8 protein-coding genes are annotated in these 13899 nt (G+C 74.0%); 3 read left to right on the top strand and 5 right to left on the bottom strand.

Annotated elements, in window-relative coordinates; genetic code table 11:
- The first annotated feature begins 17 nt into the window (after positions 1-17).
- Together ACZ6TV_RS27795 and ACZ6TV_RS27790 are read left to right on the top strand one after the other, a co-directional pair.
- Positions 18-374, top strand: a complete 357-nt coding sequence (locus ACZ6TV_RS27795; RefSeq protein WP_465300216.1) for a hypothetical protein — start codon at positions 18-20, stop codon at positions 372-374.
- Positions 375-491: 117 nt separating this feature from the next.
- Positions 492-1301, top strand: a complete 810-nt coding sequence (locus ACZ6TV_RS27790; RefSeq protein ID WP_465300215.1) for a phosphotransferase family protein — start codon at positions 492-494, stop codon at positions 1299-1301.
- Positions 1302-1661: 360 nt separating this feature from the next.
- On the opposite strand, the gene ACZ6TV_RS27785 is transcribed toward ACZ6TV_RS27790, so the two are convergent.
- Entirely contained in the window at positions 1662-2294 is a 633-nt protein-coding gene (locus ACZ6TV_RS27785; RefSeq protein ID WP_465300214.1) for a superoxide dismutase family protein, read from the bottom strand.
- 461 nt (positions 2295-2755) lie between these two features.
- On the opposite strand from ACZ6TV_RS27785, the gene ACZ6TV_RS27780 reads away from it, so the two are divergent.
- Positions 2756-5821, top strand: a complete 3066-nt coding sequence (locus ACZ6TV_RS27780; RefSeq protein ID WP_465300213.1) for an ExeM/NucH family extracellular endonuclease — start codon at positions 2756-2758, stop codon at positions 5819-5821.
- Between the two features lie 53 nt (positions 5822-5874).
- On the opposite strand, the gene ACZ6TV_RS27775 is transcribed toward ACZ6TV_RS27780, so the two are convergent.
- From ACZ6TV_RS27775 to ACZ6TV_RS27760, 4 genes are all read right to left on the bottom strand, one after another.
- Positions 5875-7020, bottom strand: coding sequence for an endonuclease (locus ACZ6TV_RS27775; protein ID WP_465300212.1), 1146 nt, complete (start codon positions 7018-7020; stop codon positions 5875-5877).
- A gap of 101 nt (positions 7021-7121) precedes the next feature.
- A complete protein-coding gene (locus tag ACZ6TV_RS27770) occupies positions 7122-9128 on the bottom strand; it encodes an Hsp70 family protein (protein ID WP_465300211.1) in 2007 nt (668 codons plus the stop codon).
- Between the two features lie 97 nt (positions 9129-9225).
- Positions 9226-9735: a hypothetical protein gene (locus tag ACZ6TV_RS27765; RefSeq protein ID WP_465300210.1), complete on the bottom strand. Its 510-nt coding sequence runs from the start codon at positions 9733-9735 to the stop codon at positions 9226-9228.
- A 240-nt stretch (positions 9736-9975) separates the two neighbouring features.
- Positions 9976-13227 carry a tetratricopeptide repeat protein gene (locus ACZ6TV_RS27760; RefSeq protein ID WP_465300209.1) on the bottom strand — a complete coding sequence of 1084 codons (3252 nt, stop codon included), beginning with the start codon at positions 13225-13227 and terminating at the stop codon, positions 9976-9978.
- Positions 13228-13899 lie beyond the last annotated feature (672 nt).

Genomic DNA, 13899 nt, shown 5'->3' with positions numbered 1-13899 from the left:
GCGCTACGGTACCTGCCATGTACAGCTGGTACTTCGTGCGCCGCGACGGGATGGCCAACAACAACGACACGATCAGCGACTGCTTCGTGCTCGGCGACCGCGACGACCTGCTGCGCGTGCTGGCGACCCTCGACGTGAACCCCGGCTGCACCGATGCCTGCGTGCTGCGGGTGTACCGCGACGGCCACCCAGACCTGACCGTCGACCTGCTCGCCACGGTCCCCGACGACGGCTCGGACGAGTTCGAGTGCCGCCCGCCCGACCTGACGGGGATCACCGTCCCGGCGCTGGAAGGCGTCGTCCTCCCGCCGGGCCACCCGGTCCTCGTCGACGGCGAACCGCTGCACTACGGCTGCACCAGCTTCTACAACTGACCTCCCACGCGGCTCAGCCCCGGGCGGCGGCGCTTGACAGGTACCCGTCCCCGCCGCACAGTCGTCCGGTGCGGGAAAGCAGTCCTGGCCTGGGTCGAGGCGCAGTTCGGCGGGCGGGTGACCGTGGTCCGGTCGCTGCACGGTGGGGAAAGCCCGTGGTGGATCGAGGTGGCCGGCCGGTGCGTCGTCCTGCGCTGCCCTAGCAGCCGGATCGGCGCCGGGCAGATCGCGACGAATGCGGCGGCGCTCATCGTCGCGGAGCGGCACGGCCTGCCGGCGCCACGGCTGCTCGCGGCCGAGCCCGGCGGGCGGGTGGCGGGAGTGCCGGTGAGCCTGGAGACCGTCGTGCCGGGGACCAGTGTGTGGCCCGCGGTGCCGTCCACCGGTTTGCTCATGGCGGCGGGTGCCGCGATCGCCCGGGTCCACACCGTCCGTGCGGCCGTCGACGTCGTCGGTGGGCAGTGGCAGGATCTGCCGTTGCGGCAGCGGCCCATCGCCGTCGACGACTTCGCCGCGGACCGCAGGGCCGGGCGGATGCCGACGACGGCGTTGCTCCGGCTCGCCGACGAGCGGGTGCGGGCCGTGCAGGCTCCACGCACGCCTGTCGTCTTCGTGCACGGCGACGTGTGGCCCGGCAACACGGTCCTCGGCGGCGGCGAGGTCCGGGCCCTGATCGACTGGAAGACCGCCGGGGTCGGCAACCCGGGCGTGGACATCGGCGAGCTGCGCAAACAGGTCGCCATGCACTACGACGCCGGCGCGCCCGCCCACGTACTGGCAGGGTGGGAGCGGGCGGCCGGGGTGCGAGCGGCCGACGTGCCCTACTGGGACGCGGTGGCCGCGCTCAACACGCCCACCGCGTCGTACAGCAGGGAGGCCACGCTCCGCAGGGACGACTTCCTCCGCGCCGCCCTCGCGCAGCTGTGACGGCGGCGGCCGGTCCGTTCACCTGAGCGTGCCGCCATCTCGCGTGCCGGAGGGCGCCTCCGGCGACCACGGTCTCGGGCTGCTCGAGCACGACGGGGCGGATGCGCAGCTCCTGGCCAGTCGAACTCGATCTCGGCGTCCTGGTTGACCGGGCAGCGCATCGGCCGGCCGGCCGATGCGTCCTCGATGCCGGCGGTCCATGGCGGACCGGTCGGGACGGCCGGCGGCCCGGCGGGCGTCCTGGACCCGGGTCGCTCGTAGATCAGGTGGTCGGGCACAGCGAGCATCTTGCCGCGCACCCGAGGGTGCCGCACAGCCAATTTCGCGCGGGAATGAGAGCACCCGCCCCGGCCGGTGAGGTCAGGCGGGCAGGGTGAGGCAGGCGAGCCGGGTACCGGCGGCGCCGGCCACGCCCGGGGCGGTCTTGGTGGCCTCGGTGTGGATGATCAGCGACCGTGGTGTGCGGGGCGGGTCGAAGGTCCAGGGCTGGGTGGCGGTGCTCACGGCGTTGCCGCTGCTGTCGGTGGTGACGTCCAGCCAGACCTCGTTGCCGGGGTTGGCGTAGCTCGGGTCGACCGACGGCGGGGAGGCGGACGCGGCCGGGTCGGGATGGTGCTGGTAGTGCGGGCCGGCCGCGTCGCCGGTGGGGCCGCATGGCTTGACGTGCAGGTGGGCGCCGTAGGTCCGGCCGGGCAGCAACCCGGTCACCGCCAGCCGCACGGCGGTGGTGCCGCCCGACGGGGTCAGCGTGACCGCGGCCGTCGCCCCGGCCGGGACCAGCGCGGGGTCGTAGGTGACGGCGGTGGCGTCGGCGGCGTACGGCGCGAACGTCCCGGTCGTCGTCGCGGCGGACCCGCTCGGCGTCGGTGCCAGGGCGAACGAGGGCGCCGGCAGGCCGGGCGCGGCGCCGCCGGGGGCGTCGGCGTCACCGCACCCGGCGAGCGCCGGCAGGAGCAGGAAGGCGGACAGCAGGGCGGCACGGCGGCGGCGCATGACAGTTCCGATCGTCGGGGGCTTCACGCTCAGTGATACCGGTCGTCGCCGCCCCGCACCGCCGGCATCGGGGGTGGGACACCCGAAAGGTGCGCTTTCCCGCCGACCGGGCGGCGGAGGGCCCTGTCGATCAGCTGATCACGGCCGATAGTCGGAGCCGGGTGACCGGCGGGCGACCTAGGTCGCCGAGGGCGCCCTGCGCCACGCGAAGCAGCCGCCGCCCGGGGCCGTGACGGCAACCGGTGGGGTTAACCCTTGATTGATACCGGTACGGGCGTCAATCACGGAACGCTGCCATAGGCTGTCACACGCCGTTCAGCTTTCGTCCGCCGTCAGGCCGCGAGAAGTGGCCGTCGAGCGCCTAGCGTCCGTAGGTCGGCCTCCGCCAGTGACGGGGCCGAATCACGCCCACCTGGAGGTCCGGGTCTATGTCCCGTGCGGTCGTCCGACGCTGCACAATCGTGCTGTCCCTCACCATGGCCGGTGCGAGCTGGCCATTACTCGCCGACCCGGCCGCCGCCAACCCGGCCGGCACGGGTCTGGTCATCAGCGAGGTCTACGTCAACGGAGGCTCGACGGGTGCGAGCTACCTGAACAAGTTCGTCGAGCTCTACAACCCGACGTCCAGCCCGATCTCGCTCAGCGGTGACACGTTGCAGTACCGGGCGCCCACCAGCACCGTCGTGCCGAGCGGGTCGCAGGTGTTCGCGCTGTCCGGGACGGTGGCCGCGCACGGGCACTTCCTGATCCAGCTGCCCAGCAACAACGCCTCGACCAACCCGGGCGCGCCGCTGCCCACGGCCGACCTGAGCACCGGCACCAGCGTCAACCCGGGCGCCGGTGGCGGCACGCTGTACATCGCCGCCAGCGCGACCGGGGTGCTGCCGACCGACGCGGCCGTCATCGACCGGGTCGGCTGGGGCACCAGCAACGCGCCCGAGGGCACGGCCGCCTCCGGCAACTCGCTGGTCCTGAGCTACCAGCGGGACGCGGCCGGCGCCGACACGGACAACAACGGCACCGACTTCCGCACGGCCGCGCCGGAGCCGCAGAACGCGGCGTCCGACGGCGGCACGACCACGGTCACGGTGACCAGCCCCGGCAACCAGAACGCGACGACCGGCACGGCGATCGCGCCGCTGACCCTGGCCGCGTCCGGTGGCACCGCGCCCTACACGTGGGCCGCGACGGGCCTCCCGGCCGGTCTGGCGATCTCCGCCGGCGGTGTCGTCGACGGCACGCCCACCGCGGCGGGCACCGCTTCGGTGACGGTCACCGCGACCGACGCCGGCGGCGCGAGCGGATCGGCGACGTTCACGTTCACCGTGACGGCCACGACGACCGTCGTGCCGATCGCCGCGATCCAGGGCACCGACACCGACACGTCGCCGCTCGCCGGGCAGAACGTGACGACCGAGGGCGTCGTGACCGCCGTGTACGCCAGCGGCGGGTTCAACGGCTTCTACCTGCAGACGGGTGGCTCCGGCGGCAGCGAGGCGGCGGACGCCACGCCGGGCGCCTCCGACGCGGTGTTCGTCTTCGGATCCACCTCCGCGGGCCAGGTCAGCATCGGCGACAGCGTGCGGGTGACCGGCAACGTCGTCGAGTTCCAGAGCATGACCGAGATCTCCGCGCCGACGGTCACGAAGCTGGCCACCGCGCTGCCGCCCGTCGTGCCGGGCACGATCCCGTGGTCCTCGCTGACGAGCGGTGCGCAGAAGGAGGCGCACGAGGGTGAGCTGATCGCGCCGCAGGGCACGTTCACCGTCGCGGACAACTACGACGCGAACTGGTACGGCTCGTTCACCCTCGCGGCCGGTGACACGCCGCTGCGCCAGCCGACCGACGCCGGCCGGCCGGGCAGCGCCGAGGCCCTCGCCGCGGTCGCCGACAACGCCGCCCGCATGGTCACCCTCGACGACGGTGCGAGCGTCAACTACAGCGGCGCCGCGAACACCGGCACGCCGCTGCCGTGGTTCACCTCGGCCAACGCGGTCAGCATCGGGTCGAAGGTCAGCTTCCACCAGCCGGTGATCCTCGAGTACCGCTTCTCGCTGTGGAACTTCCAGCCGACCCAGCGGGTCACCGACAACGGTGCCGCCGTCGCGACGTTCAGCGACACCCGCACCGGCAACCAGCAGCCCGCCAACGTCGGCGGCACGGTGCGTCTCGCCACGTTCAACGTCGAGAACTACTTCCCGACGACCGGCGAGCTGTACGTGCAGCAGGGCCTCGGCACGTGCACCTACTACAACGACCGGGCCGGCAACCGCATCGCCGTCAACCAGTGCACCGGACCCGGCAACACGGCCGGTCCCCGTGGCGCCGCGAACGACGCCAGCTTCCAGCGGCAGCAGGCGAAGATCGTGACCGGCATCAACCGGCTCGGCGCCAGCGTCGTGTCGCTGGAAGAGGTCGAGAACTCGGCGAAGTTCGGCAAGCCCCGCGACGCCGCGCTCGCCACGCTGGTCGACGCGCTCAACGCCGCCGCCGGCGCCAACGTGTGGGCGTACGTGCCGTCCCCGGCCGTGCTCCCGGCGATCGCGGACGAGGACGTCATCCGCAGCGCCTTCATCTACAAGCCGGCGGACATCGCGCTCGTCGGTACCTCGGCGATCCTCACCACGGCGTCGGGCCCGGGCCAGCCGTTCTCCATCGCCCGTGAGCCCCTCGCGCAGGGCTTCAAGAAGGCGGGCGCGACCGACGCCGACGCGTTCCTGGTCGTCACCAACCACTGGAAGTCCAAGGGGTCCGGCACCCCGCTGTACCCGGGCGACGCCGAGGACACGTCGTCGCCGGCGGTGAACCAAGGCTCGTTCAACGCGACCCGCGTCCGCGAGGCCGAGGAGACCGTCGCGTTCGCCTCGCAGGTCGCGCAGGGGCTCGGCACCGACCGGATCTTCATCGTCGGTGACCTCAACTCCTACACGCACGAGGACCCGCTGCACGTCCTGTACGACGCCGGCTACACCGACCTGGGTGCCACGTTCGACCCGAACGAGTCGACGTACTCCTTCGACGGCATGCAGGGCTCCCTCGACCACGTGCTGGCCAACGCGGCCGCCCGCGCGATGGTCACCGGCGCCGACGTGTGGCAGATCAACGCGCAGGAGGCGATCGCCTACTCCTACAGCCGGTACAACTACAACGCGACGCTGCTGTTCAACGGCAGCGACCCGTTCGCGGCCTCCGACCACGACCCGGTGGTCATCGGCCTGAACCCGCCGGTGACGCCGCCGGTCCCGGCGTGGAACGCCTCGACCGTCTACAACAACGGCGACAAGGTGTCCTACCAGGGCTCGGTGTGGCAGGCGACCTGGTGGACGCAGAACCAGAAGCCGGGCGACCCCTACGGTCCGTGGCAGCAGATCTCGACCGCCCCGGACGGCACCGCCATCTGGACCGCGTCGCGGATCTTCACCACCGGCGACGTGGTGCTGTACCAGGGCAAGAAGTACGAGGCGAAGTGGTGGACGCGCAACCAGGCCCCGGGTGACCAGTACGGTCCCTGGAAGCTGCTGCCGTAACGTCGCATGAATCGGGCCGCCCTTCCTCCGAAGGGCGGCCCTTTTCGTCGCGGTCAGCTCCAGATCGCCGCGGCCCACTCGGGGTGGTCGATGAACGGGTTGCGGTTGTGCTGCCAGGCGGCGTAGATCCGCTCGTTGCGGCGCTTCTCGAAGGCGTCCGGCGGGTCCTGCTGGTGCCACTGCAGCAGCACCGACAGCTTGCCGATCCGCGGCGCCGACCCGTTGCCGACCGAGTTGTTGATCTCCAGGTCGGGCCAGCCGTCGTCGCCCTCGTACCGGATCGCCATGTACATGATCATGCGGGCGACGTCGCCCTTCACGGCGGCGCGCGGCTCGAAGGAGTCGCTGTCGGTGAGGCAGCCGGGCGCCTCGCTGACCGCCGACCCGCCGAGGTCGAAGTCCTTGTTGCCCCGTGCGGAGTTCACCGACACGTCTTCGGGCCGCAGGTGGTGTACGTCCGTGCCGGGCCCTGTCGCGGTGCCGAAGTCGCCGTGGGACTTGGCCCAGACGTGCTCACGGTTCCAGTCGTTGGCGCCGCCGCCGTTGGTGGACTTGCTCTGCGACCTGCCGGAGTAGAGCAGGATCACGTTGTTGCTGTTGTTCGGGTCCTGATCGGTGTCCTTCAGGGCGTTCCACACCTCGTCGTACGAGATCTTCGTCTGCACCTTGATGATGTTGTGCAGCGCCGTGCGCAACGCGGTGCCCGTCTTGCCCGCGGCCGCCGCGTAGTAGGCCTCGACCGGCCCCGACGAGACCGTCGGGCTGGTGGTGGGCGTCGTGCCCGCCAGGCTCATCGCGGTCGGCGACTTGAGTCCCGCGTGCGAGAAGTACGCCGTCAGCTGCCCGGCGACGACGAGCCGGCGGCCCATCAGCGACGGGTTGGACTGCAGCCCGAACTGGGCCCGGTACGCCGCGGTGATCTGCACGTACAGCATCCGGGTGGTGCCGGTCTCGCTCGCCGAGTCGGCCAGGGCGAGGGCCGTGTCGCCGGTGAACCCGGACCGCAGGACGGTGCTGGTGGCGGTCGGCTGGCCGACGACGTAGCCCACGACGGACGCGGACCGGCCGTCCTGCGCCGCGATGGCCTGGCTCACCGAGAGGTCCGCGGCCACCGCCGCGGTCGAGGACATGACGACCGCGGCGCCCGCCGCGGTCAGGGTCAGGGCGAGCGCTACCGCGATCCGCCGGGTTCTCCACATGGCAAATCTCCATTTCGCCGTTGTGGAGACATCGTAGGTGGCCTATGTGTCGGCTCGGATTGACCGCGAGGGGCGGGCGGGTGACGACTAGGGTGCGGCGGCTATGACCGGTACTGCCCGGCGGCGGCGGGGACGGCGGCCGGGTCCGCCTTGAGGGTCTTGAGGTCCACGACGCGCGCCGCGCCGTCGGAGGCGAGCCGGGTCCGCCAGAACGGATCGTCGCGGAGGCTCTGCCGCGGTACGGCGGTGAGCACCGGCCTGCGGTTGAGGCCGCGGCGGCGCACCTCGAGACCGGCCACCTGGGACCAGGGCAGGACGTACTGGCGACCCTGGACGGTGATCGCCAGGCCCGTGTGGTCGAGGTGCAGGCGGGTCGGCTGGCTGCCGGCGGTCACCATCCGCGCGATCGAGGTCCCCAGCCAGAACAGCGTGTACGCCCAGACCAGCAGCACGACGAGCCACACGACGGCGGGGACCGGCACGATCTCGTGCACCACCCGCCCGGCGAACAGGCCGAGGTAGGCGAGCACCGGCACGAGCAGCAGCCGCAGGGCCGCCCGGCCGGCGATCGAGCCGGTCGTGGTGGTGAAGTCCGCCGGTCGCTGGTCCGGCCACAGCGGTACGGGCGGCGGCGTGACGTACGGACTGACCGGCGCGGCCGGAGGCGTGGACACCGGGAAGGCTTGTGCCACCGCCGGGCTGACCGGAGCCGCACTGACCGGCACCTGACCGGTCTGCGCCGGGGCCGGCGCCGGGGCCTGCCAGGTCGCGGCGGCGGGGACCGGGCCCGTGGGGATCTGGACCGTCGGGATCGGGCTCGTGGGGATCGGGCCGGTGGACGGCGCCACGGGCGGCGACATGGGTGCCGCGGGCGGGGCCATCGGTGGTGACATGGGCGCTGCGGGCGGGGCCATCGGTGGTGACATGGGCGCTGCGGGCGGCGCTACCGGCGGTGACACGGGCGCTGTTGGCGGCGCCACCGGCACGGCGACGGTCGGCGGCAGCGGCGTCGGATGCGTCGCGGTGCTGGCCGGGTCGACCAGGGACTCGATGAGCAGGGCGCCCTCGGCGACGACGAGCTCCGGCTGGTCCAGGACGGTCGGCGCGATCGCCGTCGCGCGGTGCAGTTCCGTGGCGACCAGCGGCATCCGGGTCGAGCCGCCGACCAGGAACAGCCCGGTGATGTGGTCGCGGGGCGTGCGGGCCGCCTTCATCGTCGCCACGGTCACCGCGACGGTCTGGGCGACCAGGGCGAGCGCCTTGCCCTCCAGCTCCGCGCGGGTCACGTGCAGGTCCCGGTCGACGATCGGCACCAGGATCGCCGCCGACGACTCGCGGGACAGGCGTTCCTTGAGCATCCGGGCGTCGTCGCGCAGCTGCCGGGCGGCCCGCCGGTCGGCCATCGTCTCCGGCGCGACCAGCCGCGCCCACTCGGCCGGCGCGGCCGGCTCGACCACCCCGCCGAGGAGCTGCACCACGAGGTCGTCGACGTCGACGCCGCCGATGTCGTCGAGGCCCCGGTACGCGAGTGTCTCGAACCCCGCGGCGGTCCGGCGCACGACCGCGGCGCCGAAGGTGCCGGCGCCCAGGTCGTACACGACGATGCTGGAACCCTCGGGGACCTTGAGGCCGAGGACGGTCGTGAAATAGGTGCCGGCCGCGACCGGCTCCGGCACGAGCGTCGGCTCCGGCAGCCCGGCGGTGCGGGCCGCGTCGATCAGCACCTGCCGCCGGGCGGCGCCCCACTCGACCGGGTGGCTCATGATGACCTCGCCGACCGCTTCGCCCGCGACGTGCCGGGCCTCCTGCGCGATCCTGCCCAGCGTGGCCGCCACGATCCGGGTGAGCGGGACCGTGGTGTCGCCGAGCAGCAGGTCGAGCTCGTCGACGTGCCGCTTCGGGTTCGGCTCGTACCGTGTCGGGTCCAACCGGGCGCTGTTGACCGCGTCCCGCCCGGTCGACAGGTGCCCTTCGGGCGTCGCGTACACGGCGGACGGCAGCAGCGGCGAACCGTCGAACAGCAGCGGCCGCGTCTTCCCGTCGGGCCACCGCAGGACGGCGACGGTGTTGGACGTGCCGTAGTCGACCGACAGTGCGTAGGCGCTCACGCCGGGAACGGTAGGGACTGCCCGCGCCCCGCACATCCGGCTTTCGGACGGCGTGGACAGCCCTCAGCGCCAGACGGCCGCGCCGCGACCGTTTCGGCTACGCCGCGGCCGCGTACCGGGGTCCCGCGTACGTCGCCAGCGACTGGGACACCTCGGCCGGGGACTGCAGGATCTCGTCGAGCGCCAGCAGCACGACCGAAGGCCGGCCGTCGGTCCGGTTCGGGTACTCCGCGGGCACCCCCAGCTCGGCGCCGGCCGCCGGCACCACGACGAGGCGCAGCGTGCGCGAGTCGTCGCCGGGGTTGACGTACGGCTCGAGGAACACCGCGTCGATCGCCGCCCACGGCACGGCCCGGTCGATCCCGGCCACCCGCAGCCGCAGCCCACCCTGCTCGATGACCACCGGGTCCGGCCGGAACGCCTGCCGCAGGCTCCACAGCACGAACAGGATCGGCAGCGCCCCGAACACCAGCATCGCCGTCGAGCCCAGCGGGATGAACAGGAGCGTCAGCTCATACCCGGTCCGCGACATCCAGATGATCGCGCACCCGGCCAGGAAGTAGAGCCCGAGCAGCAGGAAGTTGGGCCGTCGGTAGCGCAGCGTCATCGTGTCTCCGTCGTGCGTCGTCCCCCATGAGCGGCGACAGTCTCGCACAACCGGCCGGACCGCGATGCCCCGTCGATCACGCCTGCGAGCGCAGCTGTGGCGCGGCCCGCTCCAGCCAGGCGTCGACCATGCGGCGGTCGTAGCCGCGCAGCCCGACCGGCAGGACCAGCTCCGGCATGGGTTCCATCTGCGTCATGCAATGCACCGTCGGCCATCCGGCGGTACCGCGGCGGCCGCAGCTCAGGCGTCCGGCTCGTGCTTTCGGAGCTCGCCGGCGACGCGCAGCGCGTCCGGCAGGTCGAGGGCGGTGTAGATCGCGGCGGCCTGCCGCCAGTGCCCGACCGCCCCGCCGGTGTCGCCGCCGGCGAGACGGATCCTGGCCAGGCCCTCGTGCGCGGCCGCCTGCTCGTGCCGGTCGCCGTTGCGCACCGCGAGCGCCAGGGCTGCCGTGTAGGTGTCCCCGGCGGAGCGCGGGTCGCCGTCGGCGAGCTGCGCGGCGCCGAGCCAGTTGAGGACCTCGGCCTCGAAGCTGTGCTCGCCGATCTCCCGGCACACCACCAGCGCCCGCCACTGGTGCTCGACGGCGACGGCGGCCCGGCCGGCCCGCAGGTGCGCGCGGCCGAGGCTGTTGAGCGCCACCGCCTCGCCGGGCTGGTGCCCGATCTGCCGGAACAGGGCCAGCGCCCACTGGTGGCAGTCGATCGCCCGCTCGAGGTCGCCGGTCTGCTGGTGGCACAGGCCGAGGTTGTTGAGCACGTCCGCCTCGCCGAGGCGGTGGCCGAGGCCGCGCAGCAGTTCGAGCGCCTGGGTGTGGAACTCGATCGACTCGGCGTGGTTGCCGTTCTGCCGGTTGCCGATGCCGAACATGTTGAGCTGCCCGGCCTCGCCGACCTGGTCGCCGATGGCGCGGTAGATGTCCAGCGCCTCCTGGTGCTGGTCCTGCGCGGCCTGGTAGTCGCCGAGCCGCCAGGAGATGGCACCGAGCTGGCTCAGGGACCGGGCCACGCCGGAGTCGTCGCCGACGGCCCGGGCGACGGCCAGGGCCTGCGCGTGGTGCTCGCCGGCCTCCACGTACTGGCCGGAGCGGCGGTACGTGGCGCCGATGTGGTTCAGCGCGGCGCTCTCGGCGGTGCGGTCACCGAGCCGGCGGGCCGCGTCGAGGGCGTGACTGTGCAGGATGAGCCCGTCGGCGAAGTGGCCGCTGTCGAGGTACCGGCGGGCGGCCGCGGCGAGCGCCGTGGTGTGCGCGGCCCAGCCGTGCCGGGCGCCGTGCCCGGCGAGGGCGACGATGTTGCCGCGCTCGGCGTCCAGCCAGACGCGCGCCGCGCCCGGGTCCATCGCCTCGGTGCCGGGCGGCGCGGCCGGCGCGGCCGGGTCGTCGTTGGGGAACAGCGCGCGGGTCGCCGCCTCGAGGGTGGCGAGCTGATGGTCGAACAGCCGGTCCAGCGCCGCCCGCCGGTCCGGCTCCGGGTCCTCCTCGGCGGCCAGGTCGGCGGCGTACGCGTGCAGCAGGTCGTGGAACGCGTACCGGCCGGGTGTCGCCTCCGCCATCAGGTGCGCGCCGGTCAGCTCTGCTAGGAGCCGCCGGACCCCCGGCAGCGGCAACCCCGCGAGGGCCGCCGCGCCCGCCGCGGACAGGTCGCCACCGGGATGCAGGCCGACCAGGCGGAACAGCCGCGCCGGCTCGGGCCGCAGCGTTCGGTACGAGCACGACAGGACCGCCCGGACGTCGGTGCCGGGGTCGCCGGTGCTGAGCGCGTCCAGCCGGGCCTGGCTGTCGCCGAGGTCGGCCGCCAGGTCGGCGAGCGACGCCTCCGGCCGGGCACCGGCCCGGGCCGCGGCGACGGCCAGCGCGAGCGGCAGCCGGGCGCAGCGTTCGGCGATGGCGTCGACGGCGTCGGGTTCGGCGGCGGCCCGCGCGGCGCCGAGGCGGTGCACCAGCAGGTCCCGGGCGTCGGCGTCGCTGAGCAGGTCGAGCGGCACCTGATGGGCGTCCTCGGTGGCGACGAGCCCGGTCAGCTCGTGCCGGCTGGTGATGACGACGAAACAGCCGTGCGCGCCCGGCAGCAGCGGCCGTACGTCGTCGGCGTCGCGGGCGTTGTCGAGCACGATCAGCATCCGCCGGTCCGCGAGCAGCGTGCGCAGCAGCGCCGACTGCGCGTCCTGGGCCGCCGGGACCCGGTGCGGCTCCAGCCCGAGCGCGAGCAGGAACCCGTGCAGCGCCTCCCCGGCCGACAGCGGCGCCGCGACCGCGTGGAAGCCGCGCAGGTTGACGTGCAGCTGCCCGTCCGGGAACCGGTGCTGGACCCGGTGCGCCCAGTGCACCGCGAGCGCGGTCTTGCCGACCCCGGCCGTCCCCGACAGGACCACGACCGTGACGGACGGCGTCCCGTCGTGCCCGTCGAGCAGCCCGTCGAGCAGCGCGAGGCTGGACGCCCTGCCGCTGAACCTGCGCACGTCCGCGGGCAGCTGCGCGGGCCGCCGATCCGGCTCGGCGGCCGGGGCATGCTCCTGCCGCAGCACCCGCCGGTGCGCGTCGACGAGGTCGGGGGACGGCTCGATGCCGAGATCCTCGACCAGCCGGCGGCGGATCCCCGTGTACGTGTCGAGCGCCGCCGCCTGCAGGTTACCGGCCGCGAGCACGGCGATGAGCCGGGCGTGCACCGGCTCGTGCAGCGGGTGCGCGGCGGCGAGGGCGCGCAGCTGCGGCAGGCACCGGTCGGGCCGGCCCGCGGCGATCGCCAGGTCCGCGAGGCGGAGCACCGCCGCGATCCGCTCCTCGGCGAGCGCCGCGACGAGCGGATGCGCCGACAGCTCCGGCACGTCCTGCAGCGGCTCCCCGCGCCACAGCATCAGCGCGCCGTCGAGCAGCTCCAGCGCCGCCGCCTGGTCGGTCGCCTCCCGCGCCAGCCGGACCCTGTTGCGGAAGTCGGCCAGGTCCAGCTGCCCGTCGCCGAGGTTGAGCCGGTAGCCACCGCCGGCGACCGCCCGCTCCGGCCCGGCGGGCTGCAACGCGGACCGCAGCCGGGACACGTACGTCTGCATCGCGTGCGCGGGCACCGGCGGCAGCCCGTCGTCCCAGAGCAGGTCGACGAGCTCTGACACGGGCACCACGTCGTTCGCCGACAACGCCAGCCGCGCGAGCACGGCCCGCCGCCGCCCCCGGCCGACCGGCACCGGCAGCTGTCCACGATGGACCCGCAGCGGCCCGAGGATCTCCACCCGCACCGGCTCGTCGTCAACGGCCGGCCGGGCCGCGCCCACGGGTCCCCGGCCGCCCGCCCGGCGGAGCTCGGCCTCGGCACCGCCGCTCAGCCGCAGCGCGGCGACGACCGCGTCCACCAGCGCCGGGCGCGGCACCCGCGTCCGCCCCTGCTCCAGGTCCCGGATCGTGCCGACGCTCACCCCTGCCCGGTCGGCGAGCTCCCGTTGGCTGATCCCGGCGGCCCGCCTGCCCGCACCCAGCAGCTCCCCGAACCCCCCGTCGCCCACGGTCGAGGATCGTAGTACGGGTTCGGTACGGGTATCGCACTGACAGCGCCCGGCAAGTCCCGCACGACACGATCTCCGTGGTTCACGCGTTCAAGGGCACCAACGGGGGAACGACGTGCCGCCCGGGGCGGCGGCCACCACAGTGGTCGCCGCCCGGCCCTACCGCGCCGCCCTGGCCACGAGCGCGCCGATCCTCGCCTCGTCTTCGGCGGTCAGCTCGCGCCCTGAACTTCGCCGCAGGCGGCAGGAAGCACACGACCTTGCCGTTCCTGTCGTCCTTGGCGTACGCGGGCATCCCGTGCCACGACCGCGGCGTCAACCCCGGCGCGCTCTTCTTGGTGGCCCGCTGCCTGACGCCATCGTCGAACTCCTCGCTGAGCGTCGTGCCTGATCACCGCCGTCGTACGGGGAACTGCGGCACCCCGCGGCGCGTCCGGACCGGCACCCGCCACCGGCGCGTCGGCCCGCGTCGGCCGCGTCGGCCCGCGTCGGCCGCGTCGGCCCGCGTCGGCCGCGTCGGCCCGCGTCGGCCCGCGTCGGCCCGCGTCGGCCGCGTCGGCCCGCGTCGGCCCGCGTCGGCCCGCGTCGGCCGCGTCGGCCCGCGTCGGCCTCGGTGACGAGTGCCCTGCTGCGGCGGGCGGGGTGTGAGACCTGCACCGGCCTGTTGCGGCG

It is taken from the genome of Dactylosporangium sp. NPDC051087 (assembly GCF_055586325.1).
The sequence above is the reverse complement of the archived record's forward strand: the minus strand, read 5'-3'. Positions and strand labels throughout refer to the sequence as shown.